Genomic DNA, 22,389 nt, shown 5'->3' with positions numbered 1-22,389 from the left:
TACTTTAAATTCTGAAAGCTTATTTGCAGAAATGATACTTAAAACGCCTATCAGGTGCCGTATCACCATTCATAAAAAAAGTGGTTTCATCTGTTAACTCAATTGGATTATCAGCCCATTTAAAATAGAAATCAGCATTTTCTTTAATACCCAAATCTTTCTTAGATAGACGTAATTCTAATTCGTTTTTACCTGTTTTGTATACGACTTTCCCTGTATTTACCCAAGTGGTGCCATTCCATTTTTTTAACGTTGAGGCTTCAGATGATAACACTTGGTAATTGATTACATAATCATAACCTTCCCAACCTGTGGTGATATCTTTATCACTGTCAATGAAGAGCAACATCCACTTATCGTCTTTATAACTTGTGAGTGGGTTTTGTGTTTTAGCATAAAAGAAAACATCCGTTTCACTTAAACCAACCTTAGATAACATGATATCGTTTCTTCCTGTTTTATTGGTGTAAGTGGTTGTTGGGTCGTAACCTGCAAAATTTCTATGCATGGTATCACCTGTTGGATCATAAAATTTTGGTTGCACTGTAGTCCAATCTTCAAAATTACCATCAATTTTAATCTTAGAAGCTTGTGAAAATTTTATAGGCTTAGTCATACCTTTATATCTACGAATGTTAGACATTAACTGATAATAATAATTATCGGTATGACCTCCTTTCATTGGTGCCATATCTCTGTTAAATTCTTCTGAAAAAGCATCTACAAAATAAGAATCTCCAATAGCAATTGGGCGACCTGCATAACCCGAATGTTTTAATTTACCATCCCAAATAAACCGTTGTGCTAACCACTCATTCCACTGCGTTACCATTACTATTTGTGGATTTACCTCTAAAGCTCTATCCCATTGTTCTTGAAAATGGTCACCATATCCTGTAGTCTTTGTAACATAATATTCATTAACCTTAGGTTGTGTGCCGTTAGATCTGCTTGCACCATACAAACCGTGGCCAAGTTGAACGGGATGACCTGCAACCGAGACTGGTATTTGCTCTGGTATAGATGGATCTGAACTCCAACCATAATCTTGAGGAGTTGTATCTATCCATTGCCAATGATTTGGGTTATCTTTAGTCTTTGTCCAAGCCCAACTGTATTTAATTGTAAAAAAATCTCTCGCTTTTTTTGTAAGTTTTGGATCTTTTGGATTTGCCATGATTACGGGTTTTCCGTCCCACATAAACCACTGGTCTTTGTATAATCCTTTTTTATAAAATTCGTTGTAAATTTTGGTAACCGTTAGTCCACTTTTTGAGTTGGTCGTAAAAGTAATATCTGGTGTTGGGATGCCTTCTTTACGCATTTGTGCACCCATTTGAAATAAAGCATGAACTGTTTCTGGGTAAATAAAATGATTGGTAACATCTAAATAGAGAAAATCTACTTTTGCGTTAGTTAGCATTTGTAAATCTCTGCGTAACACCCAAGGGTCTTCTGATCTATAATAACCTTGCTCTGGTTCTCCCCAAAAATGAAACTTACCTTTTGGACCCCATTTTCTTTTGCCTTTAGGTTCTTTTAAAATCTCAGTAATATCATAGACTTTTTTACTATGGTATCCATGCCAAATATAATAAAACACACCAACTTTTTTATTTTTCTTTACTGGTCCAGCAATATCATAGGTTACCGTTTCTCTACCTAAAGCATCAGTAGCAAACCAATTATCTGTATTGTAATTTTTATGCTGATTTGTTTCTGAAACCTGACTCAGAATACTAAAAGAATTAATTAAAAGATAAAAAAAGAAAACTTTCTCTAATGGTTTCATTATAAAATTTTTTAAAACTATCGAAAATCTATTGCTTCACTTTTAGTCCCTCAGGAGCATCAATTTTAGTAACTATTTTTCCGTTAGGCTGTCTGGTATGACTAACTTTTAATATACCAAATTTTGTTGGAAAGGTTCCTTTTACAAATTCTAAATCTCCCAAATGTGGTTTTACTGTAATAGTATTCCCTCCATTTTCAACATTAACACCCAATACGTATTGAGTTAGCCATGCGGTAGGCCCACTAGCCCAGCCATGAGCTAAACTATGGCGTAAACCTACATAACAAAAATCTCCAAAATCAGAATGAATATCACTTTTATCTGTTTCTGAAAGCTCATCTATTCTACCACTTATCTTACCTTCTGCTATATTAAAATCTTCCCAAAAAGTAGTGGCTCCTAAATCTAACATTCCTCCCCAATATTCACTAATCACATCTATTGCACCTTGATAATCTCCGGCTTTAGCCATAGCCTCCAAAATATAATAACCGTAGAAAGTAGACATATTTTCTACGCCATTTTTCTTTAAAATTTCGGTATTAATTTTTTTAGCTTTTACTAAATCTGCTAACACCATTAAAGATGCTGCTTGTTTAGAGGTATTGCCTTCTGGGATATGCTTTTTTAAGCGTTTAGATATTTTTTGATATTTCTTTTTCAAATCATTTCTACCTAACGTTTCCATCATTTCAGAACCGGCTTCAAAAGTCATAATCATCATTGCTTGCAAACCTGCATGCACAGCTTTTGGATCTGTGCTTGTTGGCCAATCTAAAAAACGACCACCATTTAAAATCTCTTTATTATCTTTATCTATAAACGTACTTAATTGATCTAATAAAGCAATCATATAAGTTTCTTGCTCTTTTAAATAATCTAAATCCCCATGATAATCGAACCAATTTTTATGAATAATTAGCCACCACATAGAATAAGAACTGATTGTGTTCATCCACTGTGGCAAAGGGTGTTGGTCTCTTGCCAAGTCTAAACTTTTTGAAACAATACTGTTTTTTCCAAAAACGGTATTAATTGTCATAACTTCTGGATGCATGTCTCCAACCCAAACTAATCTGTCTCTTTTAATTCCATCCCAAAGATAGTTTTGCATGTTTAAGTGCACTGTGTATGCACCAGTCATCCAAATATCATTTAAACGTTTGTTATTACTTTCAAAAGAACCTAAATAATCTAAATCTCTGTAAACAAAAGCAGCTTCAACAGATTTTATGGGTGCATTTTCATTAGCTTCAACAACATCAATTCTTAAAAACCTAAATCCTGTTTCACCAATTTCTATAGAACCTAGCCAAGGCACTTCTACTATAAAATCTCTTAATGAATGCTCATTTGTCGCATTTGATTTACCTCCAATATCTGACATTGCCTCAGAAACAGACTCGCCAAAGCGAACTCTTAACTTTAGTGGCGTTTTTGATGGCCTGATACCCATAGAAATTTTAACACCTCCGTTTAATTCTTTACCGAAATCTAATAAAATACCTGGTTTATGCTCTTTACTACTGATCAATCTAAATAAATTCTGATCATTAACAGCTACTTGACCATTACCTTTTTGTAAAAGAGTTTCTTCATTTTTAATATAACTGCCAGTTTCATCAGATTTCCATACAATTCTTTTTGGTATTAAATAAGTTCTTACCATCTCTGAATGGTTTGCACTTGCTTCATCTTCAGCATTGAAAACAGGTGGTAATTGTGAATAAATTAAAGTCTGTCCTAGAAATAATAATAACAGCGAAATTAAATATGCTTTTTTCATTTTATTATTGATAAATTATATTATAATGTATAGTAAAAATAATTTTTGAGATCATTTTTAGCGTCCTGTAGCAACCTGTGAAGATATTTATAAAAATGTTAAATATTTACAAAACCTCAATTTGCAGAGGTTCTAAATCGATATGCATACGCACTTTCTTTAACAGCTTGAATTGGTCTTAATTTTCCGTTCTGTTTAATTTTTACCCAACCAGCATCCCAAGTTATATAGTAATGAGTATTGGGTTCTAGAATAGGGAAGTCCTTAAAAACAATCTCATTTTTCCCTTCATAATTAGAGTTTGTATCCAAATCATTAGACCAAATAATTTCTGAGCATCCGTATTTCTGAAGTCTTATTTTTCTGCCTTTAGTATTTACAAAACTTATCTCTCCCTGAAAGGTAAAACTTAATTTTTGGTTGATAGAAACATTATCTTCCATAAATTCTGGAGAAGCTTTTACCATCATATTTTTTACTCTATCAAAACCAAAACCACGTTTTTTATTGCCTGTTGGCATATTCCACTGTTTATTGTTTGCAAAACCATGTTTTTGGGTGTAATTATTCCATGCTTTTAGTAATTCTTTATACTTAAATTGATGTTTTGCACGAATGTTTTCTGTTTCTGTTGGGTCGTTTTTTAAATTATATAACTCAAACGGACTATCATAAAAACTAACCAACTTCCAATCTCCTTTTATGATTCCTTTAGAGCGATAGAAAGTAGAAACAAAAAATTTTTCTTCCTCAAATTTTTCGTTTTTAATTAAAGGTAAAATACTTTTTCCTTGCAATTCTTTTTTCTCGTTTGAATATTTTGCGCCAGATAATTCTAAAAAAGTTGGATATAAATCCCAAATTCTAATCATTTTTTTATTGATAGAATTCTTCTTCAATTTTAAACCTTTTGGCCAATGCATAATCATTGGAGAACGAATTGCACCCTCTTTACTACCATGTTTATATGAAGTAAAAGGTGTGTTACTTAAAGCTGCCCAACCATAATTGGTAGTAAAACCTGCGCCTCTGTTTTGCTCACTCCAAGGCAATGCTTTTCTGTTGGTGTGCAAACCTGCATAACAACCACCATTGTCTGAAATAAAAATAATTAGCGTGTTTTCTAATTGACTGTCTTTTGTATTTCCATCATTATTCGGGTCTTTTAAAAAGGCAGTAATTCTACCAATATTTTCGTCCATATTATCTACCATACCAGCATAAGCACTTCTTGATAAAGCTTCAAAATTTTTCTGAATTTCCCAATGTTTGTTTGATGTTTCTGGTAATAAATCCCAATCAGGAATTTCTACACCCAATTTTGGGAGTTTAGTGTCTTTAGCTACAATTCCCATTTTTATCATTCTTTCTAACCGTTCTTCACGCAATTTGTTCCAACCTTTTTTATAAACATTTACACCGTTTTCTGGATCGTAAAATTTACGCACATTTTTTTCTGGTGCATCTAATGGGCTATGTGGTGCATTATAAGAAATCATGCTAAAAAAAGGTTTGTCTTTTTTTATGGCTTCAACCATATATTTTATGGCATAATCGGTAAAGTTTTTGGTAGCGTAAAAATCTTTGGGTAATTCTATATGTGAAAATATTTTACCATCGTCTTGCCATTTTGCATTTCCTTTTCCTGTAAAACTATTTATTTGTCCGCCTGTAAAGCCATAAAAATGATCAAAACCAAAATCATTTTCTGTACCAATTTTAAGTTTATCCATTCCATGGTTTTTTCCTACTAAGTTAGTTGTGTAACCTTCTGCTCGCATTAATTTTGCTATGCTTTCTCCTTTTGGAAAATTATTTCTACCAGCTGCTTGAAATTCTAAACCAGCAATAATGGCAACTCTACTGGTAACACACATTGGCGAAACATAAAACTTTGTAAAACGTGTACCATTTTCTGCTAAATTATCAATATTTGGTGTTGGTATTTCTCCTCCAAAAGAACTTACATCACTATATCCTAAATCGTCTGCAACAATTAAAATAATATTAGGTTTTTTATTTTGAGCAAACCCAGTTAAAGTGACTAAAATAAAAAGGAATAACAATTTTATGTTTAGTTTCATATGAAATATTTTATTTAAAATTTATTGAAAGTCAAAATTGATTATTAACATTACTTATCATATCCTGTGCCAACCTGCAAAATTGCCTGCAAGTGCAGGATGCTCTATAAATTTTGCTACAATATCTTTAAATTATATTAAAATTATTAATTTCAATTTATGAAATCTTTACAAATTCGTTTTTTTACAGTCTTATTTTTTTCAATTTTAATACTGAATTGTAAATCTTCAAAAGAATCTTCGTCAGTAAAAAAAGAAACTAAAAAACCATTAAATGTTGTTTTAATTTTAATGGATGACCAAGGTTATGATACCTCTGTAGATGGTATGAAAGGATTTGAAACACCTAACTTTGATTCTTTTTCTAAACAAGGTATACGTTTTACAAATGCATATGCCTCTGTACCCTCTTGCTCTCCCAGCAGAAGCTCAATAAACACCGGTATGTTTCCGCACTCAAACGGACATTGGAGAAATACCATAACACCAAGTTTACAAGATGGAGACGAGGCTTTTAGTAGACAGGCAAAAAGAGTAGATAAGGTTGGTATACATGAATACATAAAAACATTACCAGAAATATTAAAAGAAAATGGTTTTTTTACTGCTATAACTCAAAAGTTCCACATGAGTCCACCTTGGAAATTCCCTTATTCAGATAGAGACCCTGTACATAACAACCCTGCTGAATACAAGAAAGTAATTACAGAATTTATAAAAAAATCGGGAAATAAACCATTCTTTTTTCAGGTAAATATTTCCCCTCCACATAGAAATTTTGATGCCCACATGAAAAAATTTCCAGAATATATGGTTGACCCAGACAAAATTATTGTGCCAGATTATTTACCAGATACACCAATGATGAGAGAGGATTTGAGTAAGTATTACGGTTGTATTCAATTAGCAGATGCATGCGCAGGTGCAGTTATTGAAACGCTAAAAGAGAAAGGAGAATTTGAAAATACTTTGATTATTTTTACATCAGATCAAGGGCAACCTTATCACAGAGCCAAAGCTTCTGCTTATTCAGAAGGTTTGCATGTACCTTACGTAGTTTTTGGACCAAATATTTTAAAAGGAAAAGTTTCTGAGGCATTAATTTCTCATGTAGATATTATGCCTACAATTTTAAGTTTTTTAAACTTACCAATTCCAGAAACTGTGCAAGGAAAATCTCTGCTACCTGTTTTAAATGGAAAACAAGAAAAAGTAGCTGGCAGGAAATACATATTTGCAGAGCACAATTCTCATGGTCCAGATCCAAGAGAGCATTATCCCAGTCGAGTTGTTTTTGATGGGCGTTTTTATTTTATTAAAAATTTAATGCCGAAAAAAACGTATTTATTACCTGCAGACTTAAGGGAATATAAAGGCTGGAGTAATAAAAGTTATGACGCCACTGTTTTAGCAAAGGAAACCCATCCAATGCAATATAATTTATTACGTACTTTAGAAAAAGGAAGACCTGCAGAAGAATTGTATGATATGCAAAATGATACTTATCAATTAGTAAATTTGGCAAATAAATTAGCATATAAAGACAAAAAAATTGAACTAAGAAAAGCTTTAAACATATGGCGAAAAGAAACAGGAGATTTAGTAAATAATCCAAAAAACATTAAAACAAGGCAATTATCTAAATAAAATAAAAAATGAAAAGTAGCTTAAAAAAATTAGTATTAGTTTTTTTATTAGTAATATGTAGATTCACAATAAATGCACAAACTTGCGTAGTAAAACAACAAGATGTTGTAAAAGGCACCATGGGTAAAAAAACCGATAAAGCGGTTTTTATTGGGCAATCTTTTATTGCTTGTAAAACAGGAGCGTTAACCACAATTTCCTTTAGAATTGGTGGTGGAAACGAAGTTGAAAATGTTGAATTAAGAATTTTTGAGGACAAAAAAATAGCACAAAAACCATTATATAAAAAGCCTGTAAAGTTACCAATGCCGTCTTTACCAGTTTCAAATTACGAAGATATTATTATTAATATTGAAAAATCTAATTTTCAATTAGAAGAAGGAAAAACATATACGATAGGTTTTTTTAAGACGAAATCTTCTGAAAAACAACTTTTAAGATTCAAATCAGATAATACCAATTCTTTTAAAGAGGGATCCTTAGTGGCAAATTCTAAAATTCCAGGAGGAAAAAGACAAAATAAAGATGTAGATATGATTTTTTCTTTTACAATAAAATAAAACTTTTTTACCAAATACGGATAGAACAGGATAGTATTCCATATTTTTTTTGATATTATTGTTAAATTAATAATTAAAATGATTAATATGATGAAAAAATTACTTTTTATATTTTTTGTAATAGCAGCAGTTTTACAAAGTTTTAATGCACAAACTATTGTAGGTTGGGAGTTTACAAATGACGACGAGGGTTGGAATAAATCTCCAACAAGATGTACTACTGCATGGAATAGCGCTGGATATTTAGATGTTACTACAGAGAATAAAGCAGACCCTTTCTTTTTCAATACTACAGATGTCGCCTTTGCTACAACTAATGTGAATTTTTTAGAATTAAATATAAAAAACGGAACTGCGAATGGAGGTGGAAGTATACTTTTATTGAGAACGAATGATACAAACGTTAACATACCGTTTTCTATGACTCCAAATAGCACTGAGTTTGAAACCATAGTGATAGATTTATCTAAAGTTGCCAATTTCTCAAACAACCTACAGATAGATAAAGTTAGAATAGACCCAAATAATGGTGGTGCAATTGGAGTTATTTCTTTTGATTACATAAGATTCTTAGAAAACCCTACAAATACCATTTTAGCAACTTCTTTAACACTTGATGGTCCGAGTACCATAGACACAAACCAAACACCTAAGTATACAGCAACAATTATACCTAACAATACGACATTTAATGATATAGAATTTTCTGTAGACAATACAGATATTGCAAGAATTAATCCTACTGGAGTTTTAGTGCCAAAAACTACAGGTACTGTAACTATATCAGCTACAGCTAAAGATGGTTCTAATGTTAGTGTCTCCAAACAAGTAACAATTACTCAGGGGTCAAATACTATTTTAAGTTGGGACTTTAATAGCGATGATGAGGGTTGGAATCGTGCACAAACAAGATGTTCTACAGCGTGGAATATTGCTGGATATTTAGATGTTACTACTACTGGTGCTAGCGATCCTTTCTTCTATAGAAACCCCAAAGTTGAATTTAATTCTAAAAATTTCAAATTTATAGAATTGAGTGTGAAAAATAGCACTGCAGAAACCGAAGGAAGTATTCTTTTATTTACTGGTGCTGGTAATGTTAATGTTCCTGTACCTATGACGGCTAATAGCTCAACTTTCGAAACAGTAGTCATTGATTTAGGAACAACTAATTTATCGGAAAACTCGATTGTTACAGATGTAAGATTAGATCCTAATTTAACTGGTGCCACAGGAACTGTGTCATATGACTACATTAAATTTTTAGAAAATCCAACTACTACAATACCATCAACGTCATTATCAATTGATGGTCCTAGTACAATTACTACAAACCAAATTGCTCAGTTTACTACAACAATTACACCTAATAACGCAACATACAAATCTGTAAATTATACCGTAAATGACACAAGTATTGCGACAATAACTTCTTCTGGGCTTTTAATACCAAAATCAGTTGGGACTGTTACAGTTACAGCAACAACTAAAGATGGTTCTAATAGCAGCGACAACAAACAAATAGAAATAACTCAAGGGCCAAATGATATTATTGGTTGGGAGTTCAATTCTGACGACGAAGGTTGGAATAAAAATCCGGTAAGATGTTCAACAGCATGGAACAATGCTGGGTATTTAGAAGTTACTACTATAGGAGAAAATGATCCAAATGTTAGAAATACTAATCAACAACCTTTTAGTGCAGCTGGCGCTAATTTTTTAACTATTAGAGTAAAAAATGAAACCGCAAGTGATAATGGCCAGCTTGTGTTTTTTAGACCAAACAATGCAGCTCCCAGGTCAGTAGTGTTTAATATGACACCAAATAGCACAGAATTTGAAACTATAGTTATTAATTTACCAACCAAGGTAGCTAATTGGTCCGTTACTGATAATTTTATTGACGTCAGGCTTGACGCTAATGCTGATGGTTCTGCTGGATTAGTTTCTTTTGATTACATCAGAATTACAAACCAAGATAATACAGCCTCAGTAGCCTCACAAAAAATGCTAGATGCTACATTTGCATATCCAAATCCTGTAAATCAAGGTGGAGATTTATTCATAAACCTAGAAAAGTTTACAAAAGATGATAAGATAAAATTGTTAGTTAATGATATTACTGGAAAAATAGTATACCAGAAAGAAGTAGTTGGTGGAGAATCTGAAACAATTTCTACAGAAAAACTTAAAACTGGTATTTATTTAATTACCATAAAAAATAACAAAAATTTAAAGACTTATAAAATAATAGTAAATTAAAAATCTAAAAATTAAATTAGTTCTTTATAAATAAAAGAGTGTTTTAAAACACTCTTTTATTTATAAAGAAGGTTTCTAAAAAAAGGATAGTACAGGACAGAAATTTAACCATTTATGGTTATTATTGTTAAACAAATACCCGATTTCGATCGGGTATTTGTTTAACAAAAAATTAAATTATAATAAAATGAATATTGTTTTAAACAAAAAACCTATTGTATTATTCCTACTTACGTGTATAACTTTCACAATATTTGCTAATACAACAGATAGAAACTCTCCATTAAAAATTAATCAATTAAGAGTTGAGTATTTAGAAAACCCGGAAGGAATAGATGTAGAAAAACCAAGATTAAGTTGGATTTTGTCTGGTGATGGATTTAATAGAAAACAAACAGCATATCAAATATTTGTAAGTACATCAGTTAACAAAATTGCTAACGCCAACATTTGGAATAGTGGAAAAATCTCTACTTATAAAACAAACCAAATTGTATACAATGGTAAAAAATTAATTTCTGGTAAAAAGTATTTTTGGCAAGTTAAAGTTTGGGATGAAAAAGGCATATCATCTCTTAGTAAGATTAGCTTTTGGTCTATGGGAAATCTAGACTTTTCTGATTGGAAAGGACAATATATTGGACACAACGTTGGTTATAATAAAAAAGATAAATACAATGAATTGTACCTACCACCAGCACGTTATTTAAGACATTCATTTAACATCAGAAAAAAAATAAAAAGAGCAACAGCATATACAACAGCATTAGGTTTGTATGAGTTACGTATTAATGGAACTAAAGTTGGAGACGATTATTTACTACCCGGCTGGACAGATTACAATAAGCGCTTATATTATCAAACTTTTGATATTACTGATAAACTTTCATCCGGTGAAAATGTAATTGGAGCTATAATTTCAGACGGTTGGTATGCCGGTTATATTGGATATGCATTATTAGTTAGATTAGACAAAGTAAGAGAGTTTTATGGAGTAAATCCTTCTTTTATGGGGCAAGTTAAAATTGAATATGAAGATGGAACATCAGAAATAATTGCCTCAAATGAAAATACTTGGAAAGCAAATATAGGTCCAATTTTAGAGGCAGACATAATTATGGGTGAAACTTATGATGCACGTTTGGAACACGTTAATTGGGATAAACCGGGCTTTGATGATAGCAAATGGAGTAAGCCTAAAAGATATACATTACCAAATGGAAAACTAATGGCATCTCCAACTAACGCTGTTAAAAACCAAGAAACTATTAAAACTGTTAAAATTACAAATCCTAAGCCAGGTACTTATATTTTTGATTTAGGTAAAAATATTGCTGGAATTGCAAGACTTAAAACTCAAGGAAATGCTGGCACTAAAATAACCCTAAGATTTGGAGAAATTCTAAAAAGTGATGGAACATTATTAACTGAAAATTTAAGACGTGCAAGAGCTACTGATACCTATATTTTAAAAGGTAAAGGTATTGAAGTTTGGGAACCAAAATTCACATATCATGGGTTTCAATTTGTAGAAGTTACAGGTTTAACAGAAAAACCAAATTTAGAGACTATTACAGGTCTTAAGTTAAGCTCTATCAAAACAGATATCAGTTCATTTAACTCATCTAACCCAATGAATAATATATTGTTTGAAAATATTAAAACTACACAAGCTGCAAATTTCATAGACATTCCTACAGATTGTCCTCAGCGTGATGAACGATTAGGTTGGACAGGTGATGCTCAAGTTTTTGCACGATCTGCAACATACAATGCTGATGTAGCATCTTTTTTTACTAAGTTTTGTGTAGATTTAAACGATGCGCAACGTTGGTATGGTGCTTATCCTAACTTTGCCCCTTTTCCATTTTCTAGACCAGGACAATATTCACCGGCTTGGATGGATGCAGGTATTATCATTCCCTACACAATGATGCAAGTATATAACGATACAAGAATAGTAGAATATATGTATGAGGGAATGCAAAAATTTATGGAGTTTCAAGAAAAAGCTAGCATTAATTATTTAAGACCAGGAGAAGGTAAAAATTGGGGAGACTGGTTGTCTGTAAACGAAACAACTAGTCATGATTTTATAGCCGCCGCATACTATGGTTACGACGCAAAATTAATGAGCGAAATGGCAAAAGCAATAGGTAAAACTGAAGATGCTATTAAATATTTAAAAGATTTTAACAACATAAAAAAAGCATTTTCGAACAAATATATATTATCTAATGGACACACTAAAGAAGACTCAATGACTACTTATGCATTAGCATTACACTTTGACTTATACCCAGAAGAAATTGCATATGAAGGAGCTGCAAGGTTGGCAGAAAAAATTAAAGAAAATGATTATAAATTTGCTACCGGATTTTTAGGCACAAAACACGTAATGCTAGCCTTATCTAAATATGGCTTTCATGAAGTCTCTTACAAACTATTCCAACAAAAAGAATATCCAAGCTGGGGATATTCTATAGAAAATGGGAGTACATCCATATGGGAAAGATGGAATAGTTTTACAAAAGATAATTCTAAAAATTCAGATTTGAATGCTGCAATGAACTCTTTTAGTCATTATGCTTTTGGCTCAGTAGCTGAGTGGATGTTTCAACATGCCACAGGTATAGATACAAACAAAAATGGATATAGAAAAATACTAATAAAACCCGCAATTTCAGATGAGGTTGAGTTTATTAACGGAACAACCAAAACAATTAATGGTACTATTACCTCTAATTGGAAAATAGAAAGGAATAACCTATTCATGGAGCTGAAAATTCCTGTAAATACAGTTGCAAAAGTTCATATTCCTAGCGAAAATATATCAAAAATAAAGATAAATGACAATTTATTAAAGAAGGATACCACTGTAAAAATAGTTACCGTAAGTAAAAATGAAACTATTATAGAAGTAGGCTCTGGTATTTATAAAATTAAAGCTCCTTTTTCGAAATAAATATAATTTATGTGCAAGTTAATAGTTTATAATTTTTACTTTTTTATTCGAACAATAAATTAGTAATTTTAAAAAACATTCTTAAAAATATATTTTACAAGAAAGAACAGGATGGAAAAAATTTAAATTATACCTAACATTGAACAAAGATTTTAACCACAATTAATAAATTAATATGAATTTTATACACACTTGTCTATTTGACAATATATTAAGAAAAACATTACTTTTATCATTACTATTTTTTTCTTTTTGTATACAAGCCCAAACTATAGTTAAAGGTGAGGTTACTTCTGTTGAAGGGGATCCATTACTAGGTGCCTTCATTCTTCAAAAAGGAACAAAAAATGGAACTTCTACAGATTTTGATGGAAAATATGAATTGAAACTTTTAGAAAAAGAAAGTAAAATTCTAGTATTTTCTTATTTAGGCTACAAAAGCTTAGAAAAAGAAATAAGTAACTTAACAATAATAAATGCAAAGCTAGTTCAAGAATCTCAGAGCTTAGATGAAATTGTGGTTGTAGGTTACGGACAAAAAAAACGAAAAGACATAACGGGATCAATAAGTTCTGTTAATGCAAAAGATTTAGAAGACCAAGTATACACTAGTATAAATGAAACATTACAAGGACAAGCATCTGGTGTATTTGTAAATTCCGACTCCGGTGAGCCAGGCGCAGGAATATCTATAAACATTAGAGGAATAAATAGTATATCTGGTAGCTCACAACCTTTGTACGTGTTAAACGGAATTCCATTAGGGCTAAATACGCAAGCTGAAGGCGACCAATATTTTACAGCAACCAACCCATTAGCTTCTTTAAACCCCGACGATATTCAAAATATTGAAATATTAAAAGATGCTTCGGCAACAGCAATTTATGGGGCAAGAGCAGGTAATGGTGTGGTTTTAATAACCACTAAAGAAGCGAAAGCAGGAAAGACTAAAATTACAACTAATTTAAGAACTGCAGTCTCTTTTATTGGAACTCCCTATAATTTAATGATTGGAAGTCAGTATGCACAATTTAGAAATGACATGGTAACACTATTAAATCCACAAACACCATTTGAAGATTTACTAGCACAAAACCGTTTGCCGTTTGATGGCTTAACAATACTAAGACCTTTACCGGAAAATGCTCCTGATGGAACGAAATTTATGGATGCTATCTTTAGAAATGGATTTAATAGAGTTGGAAATTTCACAATATCTGGAGGTAATGAAAATTTATCGCAACTTTTAGCAATTAATTTTAACGAAAATGAGGGGAATATTATCAACTCAAACTTTAAAAGAGTAAATCTTAGATATAATACCAAAATGAAGGTTGGTGAAAAATTTACTCTAAATACAAATCTTCAATTAAACTACTCAAGAAACCAAAGAGTACAAACCAGTGCAAGAACTGGCCAAACTGGTGTGGTTTTTACCGCTATGAGAATTAATCCACTTATTCCTTTACTAGACCCTGATACTGGAGATTTTAATCAGTTTGACGAAAATGATAATGTGATTACAAACCCTGTTATTGAAGCCAGAGAATCTGATAACGTTCAAAAAGATAAAAGGTTAATTTTTTCTTCAAACGGAATCTATAAGTTTAATAATTCATTAAACTGGACTAATAGAATTGGTTACAACGCAGGTATTAATACTAATCAAGTATTTAATAACAAAAAAACACTAGTTGGTGCCAATTCTAGTGGAAGGTTATTTTTAGCAGAGGCAGAAAGTAATAGGTTTACGGTAGAATCATTCTTAAACTTTAATAAAAGATTTAATGACCATAAGATAAATGCAACAGCTGGAGCTAGTTACACAGACATTACAGCCTTTAGAAAAAGAGAAATTTATACAGACTTTACCTTTGATGATTTAGGAATTGATGCCTTACAGTTAGCTACAACAGCACAAAATAATGTATCTGTTAGAACAAACAATTATATTAAATCTTTATTATACCGATTTAATTACACATTTAGAGAAAAATATACCTTAACAACCACTGGACGATATGATGGAGATTCGAAGTTTAGTCAAGGAAAACCGTGGGGCTTTTTTCCTTCTGCAGCCCTTTCTTGGGATGCTCATAAAGAAAAATTCATTAGAAATGTAAGAGCAATTTCTCTGATGAAAGTTAGAGTTTCATACGGACAAGTAGGTAGCTCAAGGGGAGTTGGTCCTTATTCTACATTAGACACTTACAATATTAGTACAATTGGTTTAACGGACGAAAAACTATACACAGGTACTTTTCCAGCAAGAATTGCTAATAAAAATTTAACCTGGGAAACTAGTACTACTTTAAACCTTGGTTTAAACGCAAATTTTTTCAGAAACAGACTTAGAACTAGCGTCGATGTATATGAAAGAAAAACAGAAAACTTATTAAATAATTTAAGAATACCGAGACAAAACGGATTTAACTCCATTCCAATTAATGATGGGATTCTAGAAAATAGAGGTGTGGAATTAGATATAGCCTATGATATATCAAAAAGAGAAAACTTTTCATGGACATCTAAACTAAACATCACACACAACAGAACTAAACTAATTGAATATGGTACTAATGATTTTGTTGATGGTCCTGGTATTGCTGCTAACTTTTTTCAAATTAATGCCACAAGATCTTTCCCTGGTGAACAAATTGGTTTATTTTATGGTTATAAAGTTACCGGATTAATTCAGCCAGAAGACTTGGTAGATTATGCTAATGGAAACTTTAACATTAAAACAGTACCTGTAAATGACGGTAATGGCAATATTTCACAACAACAAATATTTGCAACTACATCTCGAAATAATAATGGTACAGGAAATCCAAATGCAAATGCTCCTGGTTTATGGAAGTTTGAAGATGTTGATGGGAATGGTATTATAAACCAAGAAGATAGACAAACTATTGGAAATCCAAATCCAGATTTCTTCTTTGGATGGAACAACCAATTCAGAATAGGTAATTTTAATATTTCAATGTTCATTCAAGGAACCGTAGGGAATGATATACTAAATCTTAATAGAGCATTTATTGGTTCTGGATGGCAAGGATCTAACGGTACTCAAGATTACTTTAACAATAGATGGACAATAAATAACCAACATAATAATATTAGATACCCAAGTTTTAATGGACCTACAGGAGTTACTGTACCAAATTCAGTTTTTATAGAAGATGGATCTTATGTTCGATTAAAGAATTTAAGTGTTCGTTACAACTTTAAAAAACTCAAATACTTTTCTAATATTGCAGTAGTGTTAACAGGTACAAATCTTGTTACACTAACCAACTATACAGGGCCAGATCCAGAGGTAAGCACGAATGGAAATGGTGCATTAAATAGAGGTATAGATTATTCTGCTTTTCCAAGGCCTAAGGTTTTTTCATTAGGTGTAAACTTAACATTTTAGAACAAAAAAGATAAATCATGAAATTTAAAAAAATATTAATTCTAACTACGATATTTACTAGTATACTATCTTGTACAGGTGAGTTAGAAGAGGAAGTATTCTCTAACTACAGTGCAAATAACTTCTTTAAAAATGAAGAACAACTACAGGCTCAAAATATAGGTATTTATGAAGCTTTTAGACATGTAGTCTGGGAACAAGATATGTATATGTTGGTAAGTATGACCAGTAGATATGCTACAAGTAGAGTTCCTCAATTTGCATGGCATGCTGCATACCAAACAGCAGATAGGCAACCTTTTAGGTACGAAAGACTATGGAATATTGGCTATAACGCAATTTCTAGAGCTAACACGGTAATACAAAATGTACCACTTGGTGAATTTTACACTGAGAAGCCCGAAATTGCAAAACAATACATTGCAGAAGCAAGATGGATGAGAGCTTATACCTATTTTCAGCTAACCCAATTGTTTGGAGACCTACCTTTGTACACAGAACCTGTATCATCTGCAGACCCAGAAATTCTTTTTAAATCAAGAAGTGCTGTGCAAGATGTATATAATTTAATTATTGAAGATTTAGAGTTTGCCAATGCAAACTTACCTGTAAAATGGACTAGTACCGGTTCTGGTAGGGTAACAAAAGCTGGTGGTGCTTTTTTATTAGGTAAAGTCTACTTAACCTCTGCAGGAGCTCCTCTAAAAATAAGTGCAAATTACCAAAAGGCAATAGAAGCTTTAAAACCCCTTGCAGACAATCCAACAGATTATGATGTTAGCCTTCTAGCAGATTGGAAAAATGTATTTAGTATGAGTAATGAAGGTAATAAAGAAATAATTTTTGCTCATGGTAATATATACGAAAACCTATTAGGATCTGTTCTACCATTCTGGACAAACCCGCAATTTAGTGAATTTGGTGGAATACAATCTAGAGCAGGAAGTGGATATCAAATAGCTTGGCATCCAGCTTTGTTAGATTTGTATGAAGCAGGAGACGATAGATTAAAAGATGGTTTTACATATTCTTACAGAAGAATAAATAATAATGCCGTAGTAAACTACAAACCAACTCCACTTAATGTAACAGGATTAACCTATGGAGGAAGGAATGGAATTTCAGGTACAAAATATCAAGACGGAGGAGCTATTGGGAATGTTATTCATTCAAAAGATCATATTGTTTACAGGTATGTTGATGCATTTTTAATGCTAGCAGAGGCTTATAACGAAAATAATGAATCTGCAAAAGCATTGCCTTATTTAAAAATTGCAAGAGACCGTGTAAAAGCGAGTGTCATTACAACTACAGATCAAAACGAGTTAAGAAAAATTATAAGAGAAGAAAGAATAAGAGAATTATATGCAGAAATGGGAGAATTGTTTGATGCAAGGAGATGGGATATTGTAGAGGAAGAATATAATAATAGTTATTTAAGACAATGGAGAAATCCTAACCAAAGTTGGGATGAAAAATTTAAGTTAAGTCCAATACCTATTGTTGAGCTTGGGAAAAATCCGAATTTAGAACAAAACCCAGGTTGGTAAAAAAATTTTATAATAGAATGGTATAAAATGATTAGAATAAAACCACTTATAGCTTTACTTTTAATACTATTATCATGCAAGTATAATAAAATTGATAACAGTAAAAAAGTAAAAAAAAGGCTACCAAATCTTGTCATTTTTCTGTCAGACCAACACTCTGTAGATATGGTTGGTGTATATGGAAACAAACAACTTATTACACCCAACCTAGATAAATTAGCAAGTGAAGGAGTTATTTTAGAAAATGCGTATTCTAGCCAGCCAGTTTGTACACCTTTTAGAGGTATGTTAATGAGTGGTATGCACCCCTTAAAAAACGGTGCTTTTGTAAATGATGTTCCATTACTTCCAAATAAAACAAAATTAATGGCAGAAATTTTAAAGGAAAAAGGATATCAAACAGCTTATTTTGGTAAATGGCATTTATTAGGTGGTAATCGAGATAGACCAATTCCTAAGGAAATGACGTATGGTTTTGATACAGTTTTAACCAACAATTGCCACGTAGATTTTAGAGCAGGTAAAGCTTTTTTCTGGAATAAAAATGGAGAAAAAGAATATTTTGATGAATGGGAACCTTATGCACAAACAAATCAGGCCATAGATTATTTAAAAAACATAGACAAAAGTAAACCTTTTGCTATTGTGGTTTCTTTACATCCACCTCATGATTGGGGGAAATTTAAAGGTGTAGATGGTAAAATGCACTACAGGTATGATACTTTAGAGGAGTTAATGAAACTTTACAAAAGAAATGAAATTGAATTAAGACCTGGTTTAACAGATACTCCAGACAGAAGAAGAATGTATCATGGCCACATGGCACAAGTTACTGGTATTGACATTGCCTTGGGAAACATGTTAAGGCAACTAAAGCTAATGAATGTAGAAAAAAATACGCTAGTAGCTTTTAGTGCAGACCATGGAGATATGTTAGAGTCACATAACGCAAAATTACCAAAACAGTACCCTCATAATTACTCTAACAAAATACCATTTATTATAAAGTATCCCAAAAAAATAAAAGCAGGGATAAAAACTAAAACACTTTTAGGTACTATGGATATTTTACCTACTATCTTAAGTTTTATGGATATTGAAATAAAACAAAAATTTGACGGAAAAGATTTGTCCAAAAAAATTGTAAATGGTAAACTAAATAATAATGATTATGTACCTATCTGGAACTACAGAATAGGTAGAGCAAGAAATTCTAATTGGCGTGGTGTAGTAACTGAAAGGTACACTTTTTCTACTTCCAAAGAAAGTAATAACACACTTATAAATGTGCTTTTTGATAATAAAAAAGATCCATATCAACTAAATAATTTATATGGTAAACCAAGTTTCAAAAATATTCAAGAAAAGCTAGAAGGATACACAAAAGAATGGATGAAAAAGTATAATGATGAATTCTATGGAGCAGAAGAATTTAATGCTGTGCAACCCAAAAGTAAATGGACTTATAACTATAAATATACACCATTAGAACTACTAAAATAAATAATTATTGCATGTTAATTAACAACTATTTGAACAAAAAATTAATTAAAACACTATTTTTAATAGTATTTAGCTTGTTAAATGTAGGTATTATTTTTGCGCAAAAAAAAATTGAATTAAAAGGAACTGTTTATGATGAACAGAAAAATCCAATTCCCTACGCAGCTGTAGGAATTCTCTCAAAGAAAATAGGTACTGCTACAAATGATGATGGTGTATTTAATGTACTTATTACATCAGATAATTTAAACGATATTTTAGAAGTTTCTACCATAGGCTTCAAAACATTTAAAATAAAAATTAAAGATTATATTGAAAAAAAAATGTTTTCTATCGTACTAATTGAAGATGCAGTTATGTTAGCTACAATAACCCTAGAGAAACCAAATATGTACGTAAAAAAGGCGTTAAAAAAATTAAAAAAAAATACACTTAGTACCAAACATCAAGTAAATATGTTGTATAGAAGGTCTTCTGTGGAGAATGGAAAAACTCGTTTTTTAGTAGAGCACTACTTAAACGCAATAGACTATGGTCCATCAGACACAAGATATGATAAATTAGGTATTGCTGAAGCAAGAAAATCTGCTGACTATAGATTTGCTTTTAAGAAGCAACCTGCACATGCCGTAAACGTAATGTTACAAATAAATCCACTAAGGCAACGTATTTATGAGTCTGATTATAATTGGATACGTGAAGATGATACATCTTATGATGGCGAAGACGTTTTGGTAATTAAAGGTGTAAAAAAGGACCAAAAAAAATTTAAAGAGAAAAATTGGATTAAATTTTACATAGGTATGGACACGTACAGTATATATAAAATAGATGTTTCTAGATATGCTTCAAAATTTTCTAATTTAAAGGCGTTTTATATTTACAAAAAAAATTATGATAAAAAATTAGTACTAAGTTACCACAACAGACAAGCTAATTTTACAACACCAATTAGTATTCAAAAGCAAAAACTTTTAAAACTAAATAATAAAAATGTTGTGAGTTCTTACAGACATGAGGCAATTGTTCTAGGAAGAGAAACTAATAAAAATAAAATTGATATTAAAAATACTATCTATGAAAAAAAAGATATGGGTGATTATGAAATAAAATACAATGCAGAGTTTTGGAAAAAAATATCTTTACCACCAGAAACTAAATTTTATAAAAAATCTGTTAAAGAATTAGAGTCTATTTACGGTGTTTCCCTCGAAGATCAATTTAAAGCAGTTAACAAATAAAATAGTATGAAAAAAATATCAATTTTAATATTATTTTTTATAATAATTAGCATTTCAGCACAAAAAAAACAACCAAACGTAGTTTTTATTTTAGCTGATGATTTAGGTTGGAGTGATGTTACACTTTATGGCAAAACAAAATTATATGAAACACCTAATTTAGAACGTTTAGCTGCAAGAGGTATTACTTATACAAGAGCGTATGCTGCAAGCCCACTTTGCTCTCCAACAAGAGCAAGTATACTTACAGGACAAACACCAGCAAGAACGGGTATTACTGCACCAACTGCACATTTAGGCAAAGTAAAATTAAAAGCGTCTTTAAATAGAGGAACTGGGCCAGCAAACAAAGCCATAATTTTAGAATCTGTAACAAGATTAGATACCAAATTACCAACTTTAGGAAAACAGTTTAAAAACGCAGGTTACCAAACTGCGCATTTTGGAAAATGGCATTTAGGTTCAGACCCATATTCGCCATTACAACATGGGTTTGATATAGATATACCACATTGGCCTGGTCCAGGACCAGCAGGAAGTTTTGTTGCTCCATGGCGTTACAAAAACTTTAAAGAAAAGATAGCAAAAGAACATATAGAAGATAGAATGGCTGATGAAGCTGTTTCTTGGTTGCAAAAAATTGATAAAACCAAGCCATTTTTTATGAACTATTGGCAATTTTCTGTACATGCTCCTTTTGATGCAAAAGAAACTTTAAAAAAATATTACAGTACAAAAGTAGATTTGTCGGATGCACAACATTCTGCAACTTATGCAGCAATGGTTCATTCTATGGACGACGCAATTGGACGCTTATTAGATGAATTAGACAGATTAAATTTAAGTGAAAACACAATTATTGTTTTTACAAGTGATAATGGAGGTAATATGTATAATGCTGTTACAGATATTTTACCTAACGGAGAAAAGTATTTAGCATCACCAACCAGCAACAGGCCTTTACGTGGTGGAAAAGCAACCATGTTTGAAGGTGGAGTTAGAGTACCAACAATTATCTCCTACCCAAAAATTACAAAACCAGGTACTACAAATGACGCTCTAATTCAATCTACAGATTTTTATCCAACGTTATTAAATTTAGCAAACTTAAAAGTGCCAAAAAATTATGCTTTAGATGGTCTTGACATTTCTGAAACTTTAAAAGGTAAAAATATAAAAAGAGATGGAATATTTACGTATTTTCCTCATCAACCAGGAGTGCCAGATTGGTTACCAACCTCTATTTCAGTACATTCAGGTGATTGGAAATTGATTCGCTTATTCTATCAAGGAAAAAATTTTAAACACGATTATTTATTATACAACCTTAAATGGGACATTAGTGAACATAACAATTTAGCAAAAACATATCCTAAAAAAGTTGTTGAATTAGACAAACTAATTGAAAAACATATTAAAGACACAAAAGCAATTGTTCCTATACCCAATCCTAAATTCGATCCAACTAAATACAAACCAGAAAATGTGGGTAAACAAATTGGTGGTTTAAAAGGAAAAAAAATAGAAATTAACTAATTATTGAAAAAGAAAAGAATAAAAAAAAAGAGAAGTGAATAC

12 protein-coding genes are annotated in these 22,389 nt (G+C 31.5%); 9 read left to right on the top strand and 3 right to left on the bottom strand.

Features of this window, described 5'->3' with window-relative positions:
• Positions 1 to 19: 19 nt before the first annotated feature.
• The 3 genes from WHD54_RS08390 to WHD54_RS08380 all read right to left on the bottom strand — a co-directional run bounded on the left by WHD54_RS08390 (position 20) and on the right by WHD54_RS08380 (position 5,665).
• Positions 20 to 1,792: a hypothetical protein gene (locus WHD54_RS08390; RefSeq protein ID WP_088323853.1), complete on the bottom strand. Its 1,773-nt coding sequence runs from the start codon at positions 1,790 to 1,792 to the stop codon at positions 20 to 22.
• Positions 1,793 to 1,820: 28 nt separating this feature from the next.
• Positions 1,821 to 3,581 carry a family 78 glycoside hydrolase catalytic domain gene (locus tag WHD54_RS08385; RefSeq protein WP_088323854.1) on the bottom strand — a complete coding sequence of 587 codons (1,761 nt, stop codon included), beginning with the start codon at positions 3,579 to 3,581 and terminating at the stop codon, positions 1,821 to 1,823.
• A 116-nt stretch (positions 3,582 to 3,697) separates the two neighbouring features.
• Positions 3,698 to 5,665 (bottom strand): sulfatase-like hydrolase/transferase, encoded by a 1,968-nt coding sequence (locus WHD54_RS08380; protein ID WP_088323855.1) that lies wholly within the window; start codon positions 5,663 to 5,665, stop codon positions 3,698 to 3,700.
• Positions 5,666 to 5,824: 159 nt separating this feature from the next.
• Here WHD54_RS08380 and WHD54_RS08375 point away from each other — a divergent pair, with 159 nt between their 5' ends.
• The 9 genes from WHD54_RS08375 to WHD54_RS08335 all read left to right on the top strand — a co-directional run bounded on the left by WHD54_RS08375 (position 5,825) and on the right by WHD54_RS08335 (position 22,347).
• Entirely contained in the window at positions 5,825 to 7,312 is a 1,488-nt protein-coding gene (locus WHD54_RS08375; protein WP_088323856.1) for a sulfatase family protein, read from the top strand.
• A gap of 8 nt (positions 7,313 to 7,320) precedes the next feature.
• A complete protein-coding gene (locus tag WHD54_RS08370) occupies positions 7,321 to 7,872 on the top strand; it encodes a hypothetical protein (protein WP_088323857.1) in 552 nt (183 codons plus the stop codon).
• An 87-nt stretch (positions 7,873 to 7,959) separates the two neighbouring features.
• Positions 7,960 to 10,134 (top strand): Ig-like domain-containing protein, encoded by a 2,175-nt coding sequence (locus WHD54_RS08365; RefSeq protein WP_158211817.1) that lies wholly within the window; start codon positions 7,960 to 7,962, stop codon positions 10,132 to 10,134.
• 187 nt (positions 10,135 to 10,321) lie between these two features.
• Positions 10,322 to 13,099, top strand: a complete 2,778-nt coding sequence (locus WHD54_RS08360) for an alpha-L-rhamnosidase (RefSeq protein ID WP_088323859.1) — start codon at positions 10,322 to 10,324, stop codon at positions 13,097 to 13,099.
• Positions 13,100 to 13,274: 175 nt separating this feature from the next.
• Entirely contained in the window at positions 13,275 to 16,517 is a 3,243-nt protein-coding gene (locus WHD54_RS08355; RefSeq protein ID WP_088323860.1) for a SusC/RagA family TonB-linked outer membrane protein, read from the top strand.
• 17 nt (positions 16,518 to 16,534) lie between these two features.
• On the top strand, positions 16,535 to 18,067 hold the full coding sequence (locus tag WHD54_RS08350; protein WP_088323861.1) for a RagB/SusD family nutrient uptake outer membrane protein: 1,533 nt from the start codon (positions 16,535 to 16,537) through the stop codon (positions 18,065 to 18,067).
• A gap of 27 nt (positions 18,068 to 18,094) precedes the next feature.
• Complete coding sequence (locus tag WHD54_RS08345; protein WP_088323862.1) at positions 18,095 to 19,570, top strand: sulfatase family protein; 1,476 nt, start codon at positions 18,095 to 18,097, stop codon at positions 19,568 to 19,570.
• Positions 19,571 to 19,599: 29 nt separating this feature from the next.
• Positions 19,600 to 20,811, top strand: a complete 1,212-nt coding sequence (locus tag WHD54_RS08340) for a carboxypeptidase-like regulatory domain-containing protein (RefSeq protein ID WP_158211818.1) — start codon at positions 19,600 to 19,602, stop codon at positions 20,809 to 20,811.
• 6 nt (positions 20,812 to 20,817) lie between these two features.
• A complete protein-coding gene (locus WHD54_RS08335; protein ID WP_088323864.1) occupies positions 20,818 to 22,347 on the top strand; it encodes a sulfatase in 1,530 nt (509 codons plus the stop codon).
• Positions 22,348 to 22,389 lie beyond the last annotated feature (42 nt).

It is taken from the genome of Polaribacter tangerinus (assembly GCF_038024095.1).
GTDB classification, from domain to species: Bacteria; Bacteroidota; Bacteroidia; order Flavobacteriales; family Flavobacteriaceae; genus Polaribacter; species Polaribacter tangerinus.
The sequence above is the reverse complement of the archived record's forward strand: the minus strand, read 5'-3'. Positions and strand labels throughout refer to the sequence as shown.

Excerpts from the sequence above, each read along its gene's own strand:
- WHD54_RS08390 (WP_088323853.1), bottom strand. The coding sequence starts at position 1,792 with ATGAAACCATTAGAGAAAGTTTTCTTTTTTTATCTTTTAATTAATTCT.
- WHD54_RS08385 (WP_088323854.1), bottom strand. The coding sequence starts at position 3,581 with ATGAAAAAAGCATATTTAATTTCGCTGTTATTATTATTTCTAGGACAG.
- WHD54_RS08380 (WP_088323855.1), bottom strand. The coding sequence starts at position 5,665 with ATGAAACTAAACATAAAATTGTTATTCCTTTTTATTTTAGTCACTTTA.
- WHD54_RS08375 (WP_088323856.1), top strand. The coding sequence starts at position 5,825 with ATGAAATCTTTACAAATTCGTTTTTTTACAGTCTTATTTTTTTCAATT.
- WHD54_RS08370 (WP_088323857.1), top strand. The coding sequence starts at position 7,321 with ATGAAAAGTAGCTTAAAAAAATTAGTATTAGTTTTTTTATTAGTAATA.
- WHD54_RS08365 (WP_158211817.1), top strand. The coding sequence starts at position 7,960 with ATGATGAAAAAATTACTTTTTATATTTTTTGTAATAGCAGCAGTTTTA.
- WHD54_RS08360 (WP_088323859.1), top strand. The coding sequence starts at position 10,322 with ATGAATATTGTTTTAAACAAAAAACCTATTGTATTATTCCTACTTACG.
- WHD54_RS08355 (WP_088323860.1), top strand. The coding sequence starts at position 13,275 with ATGAATTTTATACACACTTGTCTATTTGACAATATATTAAGAAAAACA.
- WHD54_RS08350 (WP_088323861.1), top strand. The coding sequence starts at position 16,535 with ATGAAATTTAAAAAAATATTAATTCTAACTACGATATTTACTAGTATA.
- WHD54_RS08345 (WP_088323862.1), top strand. The coding sequence starts at position 18,095 with ATGATTAGAATAAAACCACTTATAGCTTTACTTTTAATACTATTATCA.
- WHD54_RS08335 (WP_088323864.1), top strand. The coding sequence starts at position 20,818 with ATGAAAAAAATATCAATTTTAATATTATTTTTTATAATAATTAGCATT.